The 18,665-nt window shown below is 54.0% G+C and carries 16 protein-coding genes; 2 read left to right on the plus strand and 14 right to left on the minus strand.

Annotated elements, in window-relative coordinates:
• Nucleotides 1–17: 17 nt before the first annotated feature.
• The 8 genes from RRU01S_RS18260 to virD1 form a co-directional block, all read right to left on the minus strand.
• Nucleotides 18–1,688 carry a type IV secretion system single-stranded DNA binding effector VirE2 gene (locus RRU01S_RS18260; protein WP_045024005.1) on the minus strand — a complete coding sequence of 557 codons (1,671 nt, stop codon included), beginning with the start codon at nt 1,686–1,688 and terminating at the stop codon, nt 18–20.
• 13 nt (nt 1,689–1,701) lie between these two features.
• Nucleotides 1,702–1,893, minus strand: coding sequence for a type IV secretion system effector chaperone VirE1 (gene virE1 / locus RRU01S_RS18265; RefSeq protein WP_010891482.1), 192 nt, complete (start codon nt 1,891–1,893; stop codon nt 1,702–1,704).
• Nucleotides 1,894–2,008: 115 nt separating this feature from the next.
• Complete coding sequence (gene virE3 / locus RRU01S_RS25450; protein ID WP_010974776.1) at nt 2,009–2,260, minus strand: type IV secretion system virulence effector VirE3; 252 nt, start codon at nt 2,258–2,260, stop codon at nt 2,009–2,011.
• A 1,162-nt stretch (nt 2,261–3,422) separates the two neighbouring features.
• Nucleotides 3,423–5,948 carry a virA/G regulated protein gene (locus RRU01S_RS18280; RefSeq protein WP_045024003.1) on the minus strand — a complete coding sequence of 842 codons (2,526 nt, stop codon included), beginning with the start codon at nt 5,946–5,948 and terminating at the stop codon, nt 3,423–3,425.
• A gap of 111 nt (nt 5,949–6,059) precedes the next feature.
• The gene (gene virD4 / locus RRU01S_RS18285; RefSeq protein WP_045231707.1) at nt 6,060–8,066 is read right to left on the minus strand and encodes a type IV secretion system ATPase VirD4; all 2,007 of its coding nucleotides are present in this window, start codon (nt 8,064–8,066) and stop codon (nt 6,060–6,062) included.
• Nucleotides 8,067–8,139: 73 nt separating this feature from the next.
• Complete coding sequence (locus tag RRU01S_RS18290) at nt 8,140–9,873, minus strand: protein virD3 (protein WP_234903668.1); 1,734 nt, start codon at nt 9,871–9,873, stop codon at nt 8,140–8,142.
• 302 nt (nt 9,874–10,175) lie between these two features.
• Nucleotides 10,176–11,519 (minus strand): T-DNA border endonuclease VirD2, encoded by a 1,344-nt coding sequence (locus RRU01S_RS18295; RefSeq protein ID WP_045231709.1) that lies wholly within the window; start codon nt 11,517–11,519, stop codon nt 10,176–10,178.
• 33 nt (nt 11,520–11,552) lie between these two features.
• Nucleotides 11,553–11,996: a T-DNA border endonuclease subunit VirD1 gene (gene virD1, locus RRU01S_RS18300; protein WP_010891489.1), complete on the minus strand. Its 444-nt coding sequence runs from the start codon at nt 11,994–11,996 to the stop codon at nt 11,553–11,555.
• A gap of 270 nt (nt 11,997–12,266) precedes the next feature.
• Here virD1 and RRU01S_RS18305 point away from each other — a divergent pair, with 270 nt between their 5' ends.
• Both RRU01S_RS18305 and RRU01S_RS18310 read left to right on the plus strand, forming a co-directional pair.
• Complete coding sequence (locus RRU01S_RS18305) at nt 12,267–12,962, plus strand: conjugal transfer ATPase VirC1 (RefSeq protein WP_010891490.1); 696 nt, start codon at nt 12,267–12,269, stop codon at nt 12,960–12,962.
• Between the two features lie 2 nt (nt 12,963–12,964).
• Nucleotides 12,965–13,573 (plus strand): conjugal transfer protein VirC2, encoded by a 609-nt coding sequence (locus tag RRU01S_RS18310; protein ID WP_045023999.1) that lies wholly within the window; start codon nt 12,965–12,967, stop codon nt 13,571–13,573.
• A 141-nt stretch (nt 13,574–13,714) separates the two neighbouring features.
• On the opposite strand, the gene virG is transcribed toward RRU01S_RS18310, so the two are convergent.
• The 6 genes from virG to RRU01S_RS25460 all read right to left on the minus strand — a co-directional run bounded on the left by virG (nt 13,715) and on the right by RRU01S_RS25460 (nt 18,645).
• Complete coding sequence (virG, locus tag RRU01S_RS18315) at nt 13,715–14,476, minus strand: two-component system response regulator VirG (RefSeq protein ID WP_010891492.1); 762 nt, start codon at nt 14,474–14,476, stop codon at nt 13,715–13,717.
• A 218-nt stretch (nt 14,477–14,694) separates the two neighbouring features.
• Nucleotides 14,695–15,729, minus strand: a complete 1,035-nt coding sequence (gene virB11 / locus RRU01S_RS18320; RefSeq protein WP_010891493.1) for a P-type DNA transfer ATPase VirB11 — start codon at nt 15,727–15,729, stop codon at nt 14,695–14,697.
• A gap of 40 nt (nt 15,730–15,769) precedes the next feature.
• Nucleotides 15,770–16,903 carry a type IV secretion system protein VirB10 gene (virB10, locus tag RRU01S_RS18325; RefSeq protein WP_045231710.1) on the minus strand — a complete coding sequence of 378 codons (1,134 nt, stop codon included), beginning with the start codon at nt 16,901–16,903 and terminating at the stop codon, nt 15,770–15,772.
• On the minus strand, nt 16,900–17,781 hold the full coding sequence (virB9, locus tag RRU01S_RS18330) for a P-type conjugative transfer protein VirB9 (protein ID WP_010891495.1): 882 nt from the start codon (nt 17,779–17,781) through the stop codon (nt 16,900–16,902). Before virB9 ends, virB10 begins: the two co-directional genes overlap by 4 nt.
• On the minus strand, nt 17,778–18,491 hold the full coding sequence (locus RRU01S_RS18335) for a type IV secretion system protein VirB8 (RefSeq protein WP_010891496.1): 714 nt from the start codon (nt 18,489–18,491) through the stop codon (nt 17,778–17,780). The genes virB9 and RRU01S_RS18335 overlap by 4 nt, the downstream gene beginning before the upstream one ends.
• On the minus strand, nt 18,478–18,645 hold the full coding sequence (locus RRU01S_RS25460) for a type IV secretion system lipoprotein VirB7 (RefSeq protein ID WP_010891497.1): 168 nt from the start codon (nt 18,643–18,645) through the stop codon (nt 18,478–18,480). Before RRU01S_RS25460 ends, RRU01S_RS18335 begins: the two co-directional genes overlap by 14 nt.
• Nucleotides 18,646–18,665 lie beyond the last annotated feature (20 nt).

Consider the following 18,665-nt stretch of genomic DNA (forward strand, 5'->3'; position numbering starts at 1 on the left):
ACGCGGTATCAGGAAATCTACAGACTGTTTACGGTTGGGCCGCGCGGTCGGCTTTCATAAGTCCGCCGGCTGTCACTGATGGGGGGCAATGCTGGCTCCGGCCGGACAAAAGCACGTGAATATCTATCGGACGGTTCAGCGAGAAGCTGCGCTGCGTCGCTCGGTAATTTCATCATCAGGCGCTCATATTCCACAACATTAGTGTAAGTGCCGGTTCTTTGCCCCTTTTCATTGCGATCCGCTATCAGGACATCTTTTTGAGACAGTTGTTGCAACTTTTCCGGGGACAAATCTGGAACCTCACGTAAGTTCGGGCCATCCGCAACAATAACCGCTGCCTGTCTGTCAAACTGCTCAAACTTGACACTATTCGCATGACTTTGCCGACCCATCGACACGGGCAGACCAACTTGATCCATCAGTTGGGTAAAGTGTTCGGGGTCGGAATATTCCAGTCTTGAAGGTGACATGTAACGGTTTCCGTCGCGAGCAAGGACCTGAACTCGATCCCACAACTTTCCCTCTTTCAAGGCTTGCGTCCAAGGGGAGTTGGGTAGGTTTTGCAATAGGTAGTCAACGCTTACATGGCGATCGCGAGTCATCCCTCCCTGGCCATCTGGCTGCCTTCCCATATTCACAGTCGCAGCCGGAAACTGCTTGTTGTGAGCTCGATTCTCGCCGGCGAACTCTGCGAAACGGATATCCGCACTGCCCCGCTCCCATGATTCCAAATATTTGGAGTCATGCATAATCCCAGATTTGGATTTGAGCTTGATCTCGGTATCGCTACCGTATTTAGTTTTGATTGCGCGTTCGAATTCCTCAAATCGCTTGTTAGCGTAAGCGTCGCCCGCAAACCTGTACGAGAAATGTATATCATTTTGCGGGGTCTTGATTAAGATATCCGGCAGCAGTGAACCAGCTTGAAACTGGTGCTCATAGCGTTTTTGAATTTCTCTGCGCCCGTATTTCTCTGTTTGTATATATCTATCCTCAGGCCTCAATTTATAATTTCGGTCGAGCTTAATATTCTTGTCTGTTTGATAGAAGATGTCGGTGCCAGTGATGCCCATCTCTGCGTGAGCGCGATTCCAGACTTCCAACTTGTACTGAAAACACTGTTTACTCTGTTCTCTTGGCTCCAGGTTATGCAATTGTGCAGCCAATTGCTCCGGGATATCGATCCTCTCGAATGCGAGGGGCGGGGGATAGTAGTTGCCGACTCCATCCCTATAGAGCCGGCAGCTCGCATTGAATTCCGCCTTGGTGGGCAGATGATCGAGGTTACCTTTAGTAGTACCTGCGAACTTGTCTTGTCCGGTTTGCCGCACAAGAATATACTCGTCGGTACGCCGATCATGGCCTGGTAAAGCCATCTTCGCGAATAAGTTGGATAGCTCATTTTCAACCTCAGACCGATTGCCTTGAGCGCTGCTAGAAACATGACTTGACTGAGAATCGAGCATGTCCGCATCCAACCGCGGGCCGAGATCATCCGTGTGAGTCGGGCTTCCGTGCATGTTGTGTTCGGGAGTTTCTTGGCTACCCGTCATATCAATTTCGGACATCCCGGTGGAATTTACGCCCTCCCTCTTCTGGCGCTTCAAATTCACGAAATCAGAAGTTTCGACATTGCCTGCTGCGGTCTCAGTGATATTTTCACCATTGCCTTCGGCCTTTGGATCCATCGTCTAACTCCTTTTAGCCGGCTAGGTTTTCTTCGGGGAGCGGGCAGTGAAGGACAAAATTCTCCAGTTCAATCATTTCGAGATCCAAACTCGTAAAGCCATTTGACTGGTGATGGTCGCTCAACTCCTCTTTGTGAATTTCTTGCGGCTTCTCAACCGCCAAGACAGGCATGTTTTTATTCGCATTTAGCTTGATGATCACCATATCATTGTTTCTCCTACAGAAATTACGATTTTCCTAGTGCCTTCCGCTCCGATCCTGCCCAGCCCAAATCCATCGAACGGAAAATTATCGGTGCAAATTAAGGTTTGCTCCATCTTCATGGCCCCGAATGGCCCGGTGCGAGTGTAGGGCCTCCTGCACAACTCTCTTCAGACGTGGCGCATGCTTTGCCGGAAGCCCACAATCGTCGACGGTTTTCATCTTTCTCTTGAACCAAAAGTCGCTCAAAACAAGTCACACAGTGAGGTTGTCGGTTTGCCGCCAGGTCAACTTGACTATCGACGTAAGCGGCTTCAGCCGGTAGCCTGCGCGGGACGAAAGCCGTCCGATCAACATCATCACCGTGCATTGCTTTCTAGGCTGCTGCAGCGGCAGTCACTCTTCGGACACAATCAAGACTCCTAATAGAATTGAGCCTTCGGTGAATCTACCATCCGAGCCTCCGTCATTAAACGAATATCGCGTTTCATATGTAATTCTTGCCAAGTCACGGAGTTAGCACGACTTTATCGAATAAGGCCGCAGGAGATAGTGATCGAGTAACCGGTGCCGTGTGAATGTAATTCTTTCGGAATGCCACAATGACTGGTCGTTCGGGATCCCGCCGTTAGCGTTTACGGTGTTCTGCACGGCCTCGACCCTACGGATCAGACTCTTCGCTTGTCGAGGGGGATAGTATTCCTCGACGCGCCTCGACAATCTCAAAGCGCCCAGCAAATCCCTCATCATCCGCCATGCCAAATCTCCAGCTCTTGCCGGAGACGTATTGGCACGGACCTCAATGCTCAGGAATATCCGTATTCAATGGGATGGAGACGGCGGATACGTTGTACGGTCGCAAATTTCGGCTCTCGGCGAACTCAAGTTTGCCCTATCATCCGACGATGGCGAATTGTGCAGTTCATTCAAGGTCGATCGAGCGGCATCAAGAGCTTGGCGATCCTCGCCAACGGAGACGGAAGCGGCTTGATGCGCGATCGTCATCTCCGACTCTAGCCGCTCATCGCGTTCGTTTCGAAGATGACTATTGGCATCTCCTCGTTGCGACCGGGAGGGGTTAACGGGAGGATTCTGCCAGACTTGTTTATCGAGGGCGCGTTCCGCGGCGCGTAATCTTTGAGTGTCAAGTTCGCGTTCGCTCAACCGATACCCCGGGCTTCATTGCAGCGTCGATCAGCCGGTCTTTCTCGACCGGATCGAAACGCCGCTTCCCGTTGGGAAGAACCTTCACAGCCCGAAGACCCCCTGAACCATTCAAGATATCCAATGTCATTGTGTCCACAGTCTCCCTTGTGGACACAGACTCCTTCATTCGCTGTTCTGTGAATAGGTGCGGTGAATTGTGCGCTTACGATCGATCGCACGGGGCTTGGCAATAGAAGCTGTCGAGCGTTTCTCCGCCGATTATTTTCCAGGGACGAGACAAGCAGATGGTGGATCAAAAGTTGAATGGCACTGCTGTCAAGAAATCGATTGCGAAGGCCGTAACAATCATTGTCTAGGCGACTTTGTCAGCGATTGAACGCTTTGTCTCTGCCTCGATCGCGCGGATCATAAACCCGTCGTTCATCGGGCTCGTCGGTAGTATATTCAACCTCAGCGGTCGACGATTGAGCTTCCAAAGGTGACGCGCCAATTAAGCCGGCGGTCCGGTTCAACGCCGCAACGAGTGCCTGCTTTTTCTGCCGTACACCAAGTTGTTTGGCGTCCAGATCCTTCTTTACGTCGTACAGGGCCAAAAACCGCTGATACACTTGACACTCACGCTCGAGAGTTGGCCATTTTCCGGTCAATGCGGTCTCGCGGGCAAGCACAGCTTCCGTTTGCCCACGAGGCCCAAGGTGTAGCAATGGGGGCGCTTGTTCTTTGCTGGGTGGTGAAAGGACCGGATCACGGCTCACTGTATAGTTGTAGCTAATTGTCGCAACTTGAATTGGCATGGTAACCCCATCGGGCGTTTCACTTTGGAGACCATGGGTGGCGAGCTGGTGCGCGTAGCCCAGCTGGTTCAACTGGTACCCATTTGAAGCTGTTGCACCTTCCGCGGACGCAACAGGGTCCGACAGGGTTGCCCTTTGATCTGCGCGATAGCTCGCATCATCCGGCCATCCGCGCCCGACCAGTCCAGTCCGTCCTCTTCCTGTCCCTACGTGTTGCCGATGAAGCTCCTTGTATTCGAGGTATGCCGGCATTGGCCTTTCGAGACGACGGCCTTCTTTGGTCGCCCGCAAAGTATCGTGGACGACCTTAAATCCGAAAATGTGCTCCGATTCGTATTTCCCGGTCTCTGTAGCCAGCCGAGCTCGTTCGTTTTTCCGGCTTGCATAGGTACCAATATTATCGGTTCGCGGCCGAGTAGTTTGTTCCGACGGAGAGGGCTCAGCCGCTTGTCCGCAATCTTCGGACAACAGTCCTTGCGCACCGAACTTGCCGCCGTGAATAGTCGCGTTTACTGCCCGGCGGCCTTTGGTGCCTAATCGCTTAATTTTACTGACGCCATCCAAACGATTACATTTGGCGATGCTTTCCGTTGGATTTGCATCCGGTCCAGGCGACCCGAAATTTAATGCACGCCTCGTTTCCAATTGTGAGCATGCCGGTGATTGCAGGTGACTCGCCTCTTGTGCTGCCAGATATGCGAAGGCGGGCCGGCCTGAATCTGATTGATTACCCAAAGCGCGGTTGGACTTGTTGGCGCCACTCGATTGCGAAGTGGGGCTAAGCGCCTCGGCTTCCGCAAACGGATCATGTTCATCGGGAATCCAGGCCAACGGATCAAGATCCGCAAGGCGCGCGTTCACCACAAGATTTTGCCATCGCGGTTGGGCAGGCTGCCTCCACCTTCCATACGCTTGACGTTCCGCATCCCCTAGCGACATTCCCTCGTATAGAAAGACTGGCGAGGATGTCTTTGCAAGTAACGAATTCGAAACCGAAGAGCTTGCTATGGAAGCCTGGCGCGCATCTAGGATGAGGGCTTCCCATGACGGTCGTTCCGGTTTGCTCCAGTTCTCGTATGCAGCATGCTCGGGTTCCCCGAGCTTCATTCCATCATAGATAAATGACGCGGAAGAACTCTTCCGCTGGTCGGTCGAGTCCTTCAGGCTGGCCTGTCTTGCATCGGGCCCAAACTCTAAGTTTTCTTCAAGGGAATTGTGCTCGTCTGTAATCCAAGAAGAATGGTCGAGTTCTGCCATGCGTGCATTAACGACGAGGTCCTCCCACGTGGGCTGAGCGTCCTCTTGCCATTCTTTGTAGGCTTGCCGTTCCCCCTCACCCAGTGGAATTCCCTCATACTCAAAAGTCGAGGAAGACCCTTCTGAAGCAAAGAGCCAGGCGGAGCTGTCAATTGCATCAAGGCGCGCCTTAAGTACCAGGTCTTTCCACGTGGGCGGCTCCGCGTTGCCCCAGTTATCATATGCCTCGCGCTCGGGTTCTCCGAGCCTCATCCCGTCATGGTAAAACGATGTAGAAGAATTCTCGTCCTGGTCGATCGGTTTTTTCCGCTTGCGTTTCGACGCTTCAGACCGAAACTCCTCGCCTTCTTTGAGGGGATTGTGCTCGTCTGCGATGTCAGCACAAGGATCAGGTTCCGCCATTCGTGCGTTGACAACGAGGTCTTCCCATGTGGGCTGAGCGTCCTCTTGCCATTCTTTGTAGGCTTGCCGTTCCCCCTCACCCAGCGGAATCCCTTCATATCTGAAGATCAAAGGCGACTCCTCGCCCAAATCGGGGAGCCAAGCGGAACTGTCGATTGCATCAAGGCGCGCCCTGAGTACCAGATCTTTCCATGTAGGCCGGTTCGATGGACACCAGTTCTCGTATGCTTCACGCTCCGCGGCGCCAAGCTTCATGCCATCATAGTCAAATGATGCAGATGGATGCTCGCCGCGATCGGTTTGGCCCTCAAGCGAGTCGTCAGCCGGACGGTTCCTGGGCTCGATTAGATTAAGGACAGGGGTAGCTCCGGCGGGAACTTCGGCAAGCGATGCAGTCGAACCGCTAAGATCGACGTTTGGGTTTCCTGACGGTCTCATGGCGATATCTGCTTAATCGGCAACCTCGGGGTCTAGCTCCGCATTCGATACAACCGGAATATCTGACGACGCCCCGCATCGAATGATTCCAATGTGAAAGGCAGCTTGAAGTCATTTCACCGAGTGCGAGGACGCGGGTCCATATCGTTGCTGAAGCGCAATGATCTGCTCCAGCAGCTGCTGTTGTGCAATCATAGCTGGAGCCATTTCAGCTGAAACACCGAAATCTGGCACCACGCCACCGGCGTCTTCTTTCACCTCATCGCTTTCAATAAGGCCCTGGGGGACGTCAATTCCAGTTGGGAGGCTGTCCTGCTCGTCATCCATTTCACTGTTTTGCGGTGTAGCGGCTTCCATATTATTAGGTATCGAATCGATGTCACCTAAGCCCTGCGCCTCCGTGACGGCGGCATGTTGACTGAGGTCTTGCCCATCCCGATGGACACCTTCCGAAAGCATCAAAGATGCGGGCTCAGGGAGGGCGCCAATTTGGCATTCGAAAAGGCGCCTCAGCATACGATCGGAATAATATCGCACCTTTCGTAGTTTGAGAGGCGGATGCCCTTTAATAAGGACGATTTCATTGTTATCGTCAAGCAAGCGCACTTGTTCGGGGCGCAAAAGCGGTGCCCCCTGATCGGAAATCTGGATGTTATGATCGAACATTCGGGCTTGACTGTATGAGGTCGAACGCGCCTTGAACGTATAGTCGCCGATAGCTTTTGAGATATAGGTCGGTGTTTCGTCGTCGGCCGTGGCCATAAATACTTGCACGCCAGTGTTACTGAGAAAGTTTTGTTTGCCCGCGTCATCGTAGGTGCCCGTCAAGGCCGAGAGACTCTGAATAATAAACATGAAGCGGCCTTTGTAACCGGCGATGGTTGTAATCGCGGTCTCGATTGCCTCAAGCTTCCCCAGGTGTTTAAATTCGTCAAGGAGAAACAAAACTTCATGCCGCTCATCTTTACCTGGCAGTGATCGCTGCAGAATTGACACGACCTGCTGAAAAAGGAGGCGCATCAATGGCGCCACGACCTCGAGGTCGTTGGGACTGACGCAAAGATAGACGCAGGTCCTCTTCCGACGCAGATCATAGACGGAAAAATCTGATCGACTTGTCGCTGCTTTAACCAATGGATCAGCCCACAGGTTAAGTCCGCCGTCGCCGAGCACTGATGTATAAGAAGTCAAAATTTTCGTGTCGTTACCCGCCATATTGTCGAAAATACGCTGAGCCTCTTTATTTCGGCTTTCTTCCGCGAGGTGCGCAAAAAGTTTGTACTTCTCTCCAGGTTGAGCAAATAAGTCGTAGACCGCACCAATTGTTGGCGTACCGCGCTCAATACAGGTAAGGATGCCCGCAACGAAAAGGTCCCGCGCGCCGTCGATAAAGCCTTCCGCTCCCTTGCCTTTGGCCGTGATGAGGTTTGCGGCGAGGCGGCGCGTCTCGGTAAACTGCCGCTCGAGCGGTAAAGCTGCAATATCGAGGACGGGATTGTAACAATGAGTCCGTCGCTCTGGATCCAGAGGTGAGAACTTGAAAACGGCGTCGCCGCCCGCTTTGCGTGCTCTGGAAGTCAGCTCAAAAAGCTCGCCTTTGACGTCGAGGGCTATCACCGAACCCTTGAAGGTTAGGAGCGTCGGAATAACGACGCCAACGCCTTTGCCGGCGCGCGTTGGCGCGACAACAAGACTGTGAGGCTGTTCGCCATTGGTCAGATAACTGCCGAACCAACGAGGGCCACACGTCTTTCCAAAGATCGGCCCCTTGATACGATTATAGCGCTGCAGGTAACCGGCGTGCCGCATTTCGCCAAATCCCGCCCAACGAGCCGTGCCATGATGCTCGTGATTGCGAAACGATATGATAAGTTGGCTTAACAGCACAACAATAGACGTCGAGACGACAATGGCTAAACCGCAATAGAAGACGGGGGTCGCATGACCCATATAGAGCGGGGTCTCGTACCAAAAGGCGAAGACGCTAAACGTCATCATCGCTTCGCCATTGAAACCATGGCGAAATGTTACATAGAGACTTGCCGCGCAAAAACCGGCTGCCAGCGAACATACGATGCTGACAGCTAAACGCTGGGGCGTAGTCTTGCTCGAATTCATCACTTCACCGAGATTCTTCGATCGATCGCAAATTGGGCTTTTGATTTGGGTGTTGCTGCGAACAACACAGCCTTTACCGCCCGTAACCTTCACGTGAACGCGAATCCAATCCTCTATAAGGGTGTGTCCTGCGATCACGGTCATCCCGTTTCCAAATGTCGTCTATTGCCGAATGTTCTGCCGCATGACTAGCCAGTTGTCGGTCCGCGCTGGGTCTAGACATCACGTCGCGAACGGGCGTAAACGCGTGAGTTCTACCAAGATTGTCATGCCCCAAAGCAGGAGCAGGGTCACCAAGCCTGGCAGCGGTGTTTTCGACGTCATTTCGCGCCCTAGAACTGTCAACGGCCGGCTTCACGTAAGTGTTCTCTACCAATTTGTCACAAGTCTTTTGTGCCTCGTAGAACCACGATGTAATCGGCTGATTGGCATTGGGAACCAACGGGGTAACCGATCGAGGGCTAACCCGGGGTGCAGAAGAGTTGCCCAAATCAAACCGCGTATCGGCTTCGGTCGAGATTTTTTGCTTCCCCTTTTCAACAGCAGTTCTTGCGATCCGCTCCGACTCTTCGATATGGGCCAGATCGGCATCGGTTAGATCGGGGAAATCCTCAAGGCTTGCTTGCGATGTCTTCAGTGAACGTGAACGCTCGCCATTCAGTCTGGTAAGACTCACACTATCGATCGGCATCTTCTCCGCGCGTTCGACAACGCCTTCTTTCCGGAAGACGTTGTCTGCTCCCGCTCCGCGCAAATCTGGTACTATATTTCGCACTGATAAAGATCTGTTGGAGTGAGATTCGACTAGTGCGTCGATTTTTGCCAGTTCGGCCTCGGTGAAATCAGGGAAGTCATCGAGCTCCACTCCTGAGGACCTCAGCGCTTGCGGTGAATGCCCGCCACCGCGACCAAAAGGTACCTCCCAGTTAGTGGGCACCCCGTTCGCCCTGTCGGACACGCCTTCTTTCTGGAAAGCGCCGCCTGGTCCGCGCTCACGAAAGTCCGGTGCGGCGCACTCCCCGGCCGGGGGCCCCTTGGAGAGAGATTCGAACACCGCATCGACTTTTGCCAGTTCGGCGTCGGTCAGTTCAGGGGAATCGCGGTTTGTTTGTGATAACTTCTGTGCACGCGGTGAAAGGTCATGATGGGATCCAAGGATTGCGGCGCCAAGGGGACCCCTCCCCTGTTCGCTCGAGTGGTCACTGCTGACATCGTCGAGAGTTTCAGTGTGTGCGCTATGAGAACTTGCCTCAGCATTCGAATTAGGCGTTGTTACGGTAACTGAAAGACTCTGAGCTTCGCGCCCAAGATACCGGCTGTCCGCGGAATCGCCGAACTCCTCCAGCCCTCGGAGCGGTGACGAAATGGTGTTGCCTGAATTCCTGGTCGTCTCGCTGCCAGTATCCCTCTCGAACCATTCTGCGAGTGGGCCTGAATAGAGAGCGGAAACAGGAGTGCCATCGGGAAACGTCGAACTTTCCTGCGCAGATTTCTGTGCTCTATCTGCCGATGGCTGAACATTGTACACGCCCTGTTCCGGCGCGCCTTGCCAGTTCGACGAATGCGCGGCCCGGTTCACGGGAGAAGATGCCGAGATAGTATTGATCTCTATGCCTAAGCCGACTTGCCTCTTTATGGTTAATCCGCTTGCATTGCCGGGATACTCAATTTCGCGCGGTCGCTTTATGCCCCTTGCACTTAAATCTGGCAACGCACTGGCTTCCCTGTCTTGTTTATCAAGATTTTCCCGTTCAAGCTCACGCAGATACTGCATACCGGTGCGGAAAGAACCGCTTTTTTTCCGCAAAATTGCGGATAGGTCCGTGCGGGCTTCGGATATTCCTGGCGGGATTACGGGATCCCGCAGACGGGCCGCTCCCAGTCGTCCGCCACTCGCCGATGTTTCTTGGACGCCGTGCGGCATATCTTCAATTGGCGGTCGCGACAAAGCCGTTGGGACCGAAGTGTCCCGACCGTCTTCTCCAGCAACGATTGATTGTGCCTGGATGGGGATCCGCGCGGTCCCACGCCCTTCATCATTCGAAGCCACAGGAGCGGGCCACGCATAGTGTCTGGTGAACTCTTCATTTGCCATCACTCGGTCCTTCTCTATCTCCTATTTCCCCCACGCCCGTCCTTGCTGCGCTCATCTCTCTCGCGTTTGCGTTCACTCGGTTCTCCATCATCATCTTCACGCGGACGCTTTGAAGAGACACCTCTCCGTTGCTGGAGGTGGGCTGTAGCAGACAATGAATCGGTTGCGGTGCTGGCCCGCGTCGTGGCCGTCGGTGGAGATGGCCGAGACGTTCCAGCTTGCCGTACTAAGGGGCCACTACTGCCATCCTGTTCGCCGGCGTTCGCCTGGGGCCCAACCGCGATGCCTTCCAATGTCACACGTTTTGCTCCACTCGGCCCTCCGTCGTCATCATGAGGACGCTTTGCACGCCGCTGCCGGTCGTGTGTCGTGTGCGTGGCAGCTCCAGTTGCTGCGCGAGGAATATCGGGAGTGCGGTTTGCGCTCTCCACACGGCCCTCGGCAACACGCGAAGAGCCGCTCCCTATGTCGTCCGCGAGAATGGTTTCGGAAACGAATGGTTGAGCAAGGCGCTCCGTCTCCAATGCAACCCGCACAAGGACACCGGCTTCGTTGCTGACACCAGCTGGCTCCTGGAGATGAACTTGCGACTCATTCTGCCGATTGTTGGGCCGAGGCATGTCCTCCGGTCCGCCCGCGGATGCTTCAAATGGGGATGTATCGAAAGGTTGGCTGAATTCTGGATGATCTCCTTGCGGCGACGACTGTTCCAAATCCGCGTCTTCGAAACGGATTTGGCGAGCCTGCTCCCGCTCAAGGCGCCGATATTGGGCATAAGTGATCGGCCGCTCGGTGATGCCACGTTCTGCTCGTCGGCTCGCATCGAGGGCAATGCCATGACGAAGTGAAATCTCGGCCATCTTTATGCGCAGGGCGTCGTAATTCAGTTGGGGATGGCGCCGAGATATCTTCAGCCAGCCGTGTCCTAAAAGTTCGCGCCGATTGACGACGACATGCAGATGTGGGTGGTCGCGATCGATGTGGAAGGCCGTAAGATAGTTGTATCGGCCCCCCCCTGCGCCTGACCCAAACATCTCGGCTGCCCACTCCCGGCTCGCCGCATAAGCCGCTACCTGGCTTGTACCCGCGGGGAAGCTTACAATAATATGGGTGGTCAACTCCTGTTGCCTTTCCTCGTCTGGCTGACTTTCGTCATAAGTTCCAGTCTCTTGAACCCAGCTTCGGGCAAGTTCGTGGATTTGATCCGGTGGCAGGGGAATATCGAGATGTCGGGCTGAACGCTGCAGCTCCAGCCTGCCCTTCCGGGATAGATACTCCAACTGATTGATAATTTGTTGAAGGGTCTTGGTGCCACCTCCCGGCACAATGCGAATGATAACTTGAGCTCGATCGGGCATCGAATATGTTCCCCGCCAAGTGCTACGTCAGTGCTACAAGGCGTCTTTCAGCAGCGAGCAACCGTCGATCCGCCGCCGTGATACGGACAAAATGGAACGGAGCAAGCCGTCGAGGTCAGCGAAAGATTTACCGAAGGCGATACGTTCAGCTCGCAAAGCCTCCAAATCCATTGTCGGATTTTCGGCATAGGCAGATAGCAGCGCGGCAATGTTGCTTGAGAGTGTTCCTATGGATTGTAGTATGGCCTCCATCCTATGACGAGTCTCTGCGTCGATTTCAAGAAAGCCACCAATGCGGCGCACCGCAACCCGTATGGCCATGCTGTCGGAGAGGCCCAGCAAGCGTGCCTGATGAGAAAAACTCTCATATTCGGCCGATCTTAATCGGGTACTGACGACCTTGAAGCCTTCAACCTTCACGCATTCGCGCTGGTTGACGGCAATGTCACTTGAGGTGGGCCTACTGCCTTGCGACATAGCTTCCTCCATAGAAGACGGAAAGATCTGAACTTGCCCCGCCGTAGCATTTCCTCGTCGTGGCAGATGGGAATCTAGCCATATACAAAACGAAATCAAGAACACATAAGGGATATTTATTTTTATATTATTACAATTGAAATTATTTTACAATAAAATTGAAATATAAAATCAGGTAATTACTACATTACTCATGAATGATCGCAAAATCATACACACAAATAAAAGTACAGACGCACTTCCGCTTCACAAAATCGACAGGATAAGGACATGAAACTTCTGACATTTTGCTCCTTCAAGGGAGGAGCCGGCAAAACCACGGCACTCATGGGTCTTTGCGCCGCCTTTGCAAGTGACGGCAAACGATTGGCTCTCTTCGACGCTGATGAAAACCGACCACTAACGCGATGGAAAGAAAACGCCCTTCGCAGCAATACCTGGGGCTCCTTCTGCGAAGTCTACGCCGCCGAGGAAATGGCACTCCTTGAGGCGGCCTATGAGGACGCCGAACTCCAGGGATTTGATTATGCGCTGGCCGATACGCATGGTGGTTCGAGCGAACTCAACAACACGATCATTGCCAGCTCAAACCTGCTTCTGATCCCGACCATGTTAACTCCGCTCGATATCGATGAAGCATTGTCGACCTACCGCTATGTCATTGAACTGCTGCTGAGCGAGAACTTGGCAATTCCGACAGCCGTATTGCGCCAACGCGTGCCGGTTGGTCGATTGACCACATCGCAGCGCGCGATGTCGGACATGCTCGCAAGCCTTCCAGTTGTACAGTCTCCCATGCACGAGAGAGACGCATTTGCCGCGATGAAGGAACGTGGCATGTTGCATCTCACATTGCTGAATATGAGAACCGATCCGACAATGCGCCTCCTCGAACGGAATCTCAGAATCGCCATGGAGGAACTCGTCACTATCTCCAAATTGGTTAGCGAAGCCTTGGAGGGGTGAAGATGGGAATTCGCAAACCCGCTTTGTCTGTCGGGGAGGCCAGGCGGCTTGCCGCCGCTCGACCCGAAATCGTCCATCCTTCTTTGCCTGTTGCCACCCAAAACTCGACCCTGCCGCAGCCGCCTGAAAATCTCGACGAGGAAGATCGACGACCTGCCCCAGCCACCGCCAAGCGTTGTCACAGCTCTGATCAGCAATCGATGCTGACCGTGGATGCTTTGAGTTCGACGACAGCGCCAGGAAAGATCCAGGTCTTCCTTTCAGCGCGCCCGCCCGCGCCTGAAGTATCGAAGATATATGACAACCTGATCCTGCAATACAGTCCTTCCAAGTCGCTACAAATGATCTTGCGCCGTGCGCTTGGCGATTTTGAAAACATGCTGGCGGATGGATCGTTTCGTGCGGCTCCGAAGAGTTATCCGATCCCTCACACAGCTTTCGAAAAATCAATCATCGTTCAGACCTCCCGCATGTTCCCGGTCTCGCTAATAGAAGTCGCTCGCAATCACTTTGATCCATTGGGATTGGAGACCGCCCGGGCTTTTGGCCACAAGCTGGCTACCGCAGCGCTTGCATGTTTCTTTGCTCGGGAGAAGGCAACGAACAGCTGATCTCTCAAAAGATAGGACCCATCCAATCACTCCGCAGTGCTGAGTTTTTCGGATAGTACCGAGGAAAGGCAGCTTTGCCAAGCCGCATAGCAATCTGCTCACGTTGGGAACAGATTGCTAAAGGCGAAATGCACCTCTACCTCAGGCCGCCATCACACCCCCGTACGAAACATCCACGTCAGCGTCAAAGAAATAGCCAGCACCTCTTGCAGTCTTGATCAACTGAGGGGTCGTCGGATCCCCCTCAAGCTTCCGGCGCAGCCGCAAAATGAGGACATCAATACTTCTGTCATACACCTCCTCCTCGCGTACCCGACTGGCGATCAGAAGCTGCTCCCGGGATAGGACGTCGCGCGGCTTCTCCAGGAAAGCAACCAGGAGATTAAACTCACCTGCCGTGAGTTTCACCTCACTGCCCTCTTCCGAAATCAAGCGGCGTCGCCTGAGATTAAGTGTCCAGTCAGCGAAACTAAATGAGCGTCGATCTTTGGTTCGCGCGACACTGGGCCGCACGCGTAACGCAACACGGATGCGCGCCAGAAATTCCCGCGTCCCAAAAGGCTTGGCAATAAAATCGGTTGCTCCCAACTCGAGCGCAATAACTTTGTCCGCCTCTTCGAGGCGAGCGCCGCTAATAATTATGATTGGAACATCGGACTTCGTGGCCAGACTACGAACAATTTCAAGCCCATCTTCGCGACCCAAATTAAGATCGACGACCACGACATCGACCGTCTCGGAGCAGAGTACACGATTGAACTGCTTGCTGTCGGCTACCGCAGTCACCTTAAAGGCATGGATCGTAAGATACTCGACTATAAGATGCCGCATAGCGACATCGTCATCGATGACAAGAACGTGTTTCAACGGTTCACCTCTCAATCTAGGATCCTGGCCAGCCATTTGCAGCTCAACAGAATTTATACACGTAAAGGTTGTATTCGTTAGACTCCACTCGTCAATTTTCTCTCACTACACGGGCATTTCGGCAAGATTTCGACCAAACCGCGCACGACAGAAATGCAAACTAGATGTCTCCGTTTTATGACAAAGATTGCTGAGCATTGCTACAAACGTAATTCTACAACGCGCCATGCGGCATTTAGAAACATGGATCACAACTACTGCTGGTTAAGAAGATCGCCTATTGTCTCACCGCGCCGACGCGCATCGGCAGCGAGCCAGATTTCGCCCACCTCGTAAATGTCACCGTGGGCACGGAAGGGTACGATGACATCAACTGCGGTTGCGAGCATGTCAATCAGGGTGCGATCTTCCAAGCTAGCCCCCTGAGCGCTGCTTTTCACGAGCGAAAATAGCTTTTTGAAACCTTGGACGGGATTGGCACCATGTATTGTGGAAATCGATCCCGGATGCCCTGAGACGACTTCACTCAGATAAGCCCACGCGGCATCGTCGCGTATCTCGCCGAGCAGTATTCGGTCCGGTCGCATGCGCAGGCTAGCCTGTAGCAGGTGCTCAGCGGTCACTGCGCCCAGCCCAGCCCCATTCTTAGAATAAAGCAGCCTTACGTGGTTCTCGTGTGGAATGACGAGTTCGAGCGTATCTTCGATGGTAATCAGCCTTTCCTGCGGCGGGATAGCGTTGATCAAGGTCTTGCTCATCGTTGTCTTGCCACTCCCGGTGGGTCCGCAAAGCAGCATCGTCAACCGACCAACGACACATGCGTGCAGAAACGCCTCCAGATCCCCGTTGTCATAGTACCGAAGGATAGCTTCATCATGCTGATCATGCCGTTTTTTTCGTCCCTTCCACTGATTCCACCTCGGAGCATCGTAACGGGACGAGACTTCTTTGAGACTAGAAACACGGGAACTTGGCCGTCGAATCGTCAAGCTGACGGTGCCCGACGGTACCGTCGGCGGCAAACAGATTTGCAGCCGCTCGCCGTCTGGAAGTTCAGTTGCGCAAAGTGGGTTGCGTGGTCCAACGTCCTGTTTTCTCAGCGCGCCTGCTAAAATAGCGATATCTTCGAGATCGTCATAGGAGACAGGCAAAGGGAACTTGAGGAAGGCGCCGGCCTGGCGCACAAATGCCTCCCCAGGTCGATTTATCGCAACTTCTTCGGTCCGCGGGTCATCGAGCCATTCCAAAATTGGCTTGAGAAGGATTCGTAATTGCGGATCCACCTCCATTTGTATCGTATCTCCATCTGTAAGTGATAAGTTGAATTCGTTATGGACGGCGATCCCGCCCCCGCGCCGCGCGACCAGCCATACGAAGCTGGTATATGCCTGAGAAATCGAGATCCCGTGCGACAAAAATGGAGACCGTGTCGCCCTGATTCTTCTTCAGGGTTGGCGGTATGTTGATCGTGGCCTTGAGGGCTGTGTCTGCCGTTTGTTCACCGTTATTCTGGACGCTGTTGAAGCTCGTCCCTCCACCCGAGCTGCCAGCGTAGGTGCTCGCTGCCTGGAAGGCACCTTGGACGACACTCAAGAGCATGGCCCCGCTAAAGCGCTGCCAGAAGTGATTGTCGACGGTGCCCGGCAATCCCGAGCGACCGAGTTCGTCAGCGCTTGGTGACGCAAGCGAAATCATGGCATGGTCGGGTGTCTCCGCCCGATCCCAGAGCACAAAAACACGCGTATCTCCCTGTTGCAAACCGCGCTGGATCTCGCCAACAACGGTGGTGCCGCGATCAAGAAGCACAACGTTGTTCGTTGTTCCACGAACATCCCAGGGTAACACGCATTTTACATAGCCTGCCAGACTGGTGTCGATTGCCGTTTGCAAGATACATGGAATAATCGTCCCCTCCGTCACCATGAAGTCGGGATGAGGCAAGAGCGTAGCCCTGGTGGGCTGCAGCTCGGTGGGCTTCATGCGTATCGAGAGATCATTCTCGGCGGACACTTCGACCTTCGGCAAAGGACTGTCTTCCCCATTGCCTTCGCGTCTTCGGTCCGTTTCGCCTTGTTGAACGCGCTTGCTGGTCCCTTGATCACCACTGGTGTACGCAAAAATCGGTGTTTCTTCCGGCCGCGGCTCATGCCGTTCCGGCTCACTTCGTGCTGGCGGAGGAGCAGTCGGCTGAACAGCTTCCTGGGCAGCCGGAGGATCAAGTGTAACGTCAATCGGAGCCGGATGAAATGGCTTGGTGTTCGTGGCGATCATGGTTGACGGGGGTGCGTCCCCGTTTTCCTTCTTTTCACGCCCGCCAAGCCAAATGAGGCTAAGTGATAGCGCGAGAACTACACCTCCTACGATCAACTTTTGAGCCCCCGAAAGGCGCCGGTGATGTGTGTCGGAGACCAGGGACCCCGACGCATCGACATCATGCGCCGATTGCTGATTGTCGTCGTTCACCCTCTCACCTCCTTTAGGACGCGCTTCACATCGGGCCTCACAGTGCCCGTCTCCGGCCTGCGGCCGACGGGATCGTAGGCGGTATTCCAAATGCATAATACCGTGTGGCCATCCCTCAGACGCCAACCACGGGAAACCGAAGAAATCTCGACATAGCTCCCTTTGACTGAATAGTTAGCGACAGCTTCCTTTCCATCCGGATTTATCGTGTAGATGGAGGGTATGCGTACATTACCTGGGAAGTGAAATACCGTCGTAAATCCATCATCGAAGACTTCGAGCGGCAACAGCGAACGATCGCCCTGAGCGACATAGTGCCAATTCTTGTCCTCGGCACCAACGGTCGTGGCAGGCTGCTCCAATAAACCCTCTGCTCTCTGTTGATATTGCGCTTCCGCACGTATACGGTCTGCAACAGCCTTCTCTTGTGCCGCCTTCTGGCGAGCCGCTGCGTCATCGGCAGGGTAAGCGAATTGTACGCTATAGTAGAGATCGGCCTGCTCTTTATCGAGGTGCGGCAGCGTCTTGGAAGAGATGCTGAAAACGTAGCGTCGCATACCGGCGTCACTCGCAGTTAGCACGACCACTGGCTGGGGTGGGAGAACCTTGCTAGCCTTGAAGAAAAGATAATTTCCGCGTGGAAGGGCCGCGAGATCTTTGCTATTGGAAACGGCAACAGCTGTCACCGTTTCGTTAGCCCCGAAAGTAACAACCAAAGTGGCTCCAACCGCCGTTGAAAGGCGCACCACTTGATCGGGATTGTAAGCGAGATAACGCATGCGCGGATCAAGTCTGCCCGCCGTTGGCGTGTCTTCAGCCCTCGCGCCAATCGCCGCAAAAAGTAAACATGCCAGAGTGAGAAATGCTTTTTTCGTCATGGTTCGCTGTGGCCTGCGTTCGAAACGGTATCTTCCGATGTCTGGTAGGAGGTGACAACCAAGCCTCCCGGGTTGGTCAGTCTCAATCTGCCGGGCAAGCTGGTCACCTTTTCATAACGAACCGTAGCAGTCCAAGTGCTCGCCATCGGCATTTTGCCGTCAACGATGAGGGTTCGCTTATAGCGAATTTGCTGCACACCCGGAGTAACATCATTCGAAGCGATGTGTTCGACCTCTAGCCTGCCGTGTTTGCCGAGGATGACTTGAGGCGAAGTTGGATTGGGATAATTGAAGAATTGCTGATAATTTTGGCGCACCATTGGGGCGCTGAAGTTCGAGACCAGGTCATAGGCGTACTGGGCGGTATCGGCATCATAGCTCTCGCGCAGCCGAACATACTCCCACAGTGAGGCGTTAACGACGGCCTCCTCTTGAGTTGCAGGCAATCGGGAGACGGACACCTCGCTGTCAACGGTGCCATCCGGCCGTATCCATAGATATACCGGCACAAGCCTGATCAGCGGCACCATGGTGGCAATTGTGAAGGCTTGCGCAACATTCCCCAAAACCGCGATGGTTGCGACAGCTGCAATGACCTTGGAGAGGCGCCGCGCTGATTTCGCACGCGCAGTTTGGAAAGCTTCCACTTCCTTGTAGTGCTCAGCCAGGGTTTCCCGCGCTACTAGCAAGGCGTATTCAGACCCCTTCATGGCGACCACCTACGTTGCTGAGCTGAAGATCTGACGGCGTAGGCTGCCATCGCCCCACATTCAGCGGGAATATTGGGCCTTTGCAGCTCGCCAATTTATCGTTTGTCTGGCAGCCGCCTAAAGCGAGAGCCAGGCACAGCAGGCAATATTTCATAGAGTTCTCCACCGACGTGA

Origin of the sequence: Agrobacterium rubi TR3 = NBRC 13261 (assembly GCF_000739935.1) — a bacterium.
Taxonomy (GTDB): domain Bacteria; phylum Pseudomonadota; class Alphaproteobacteria; order Rhizobiales; family Rhizobiaceae; genus Agrobacterium; species Agrobacterium rubi.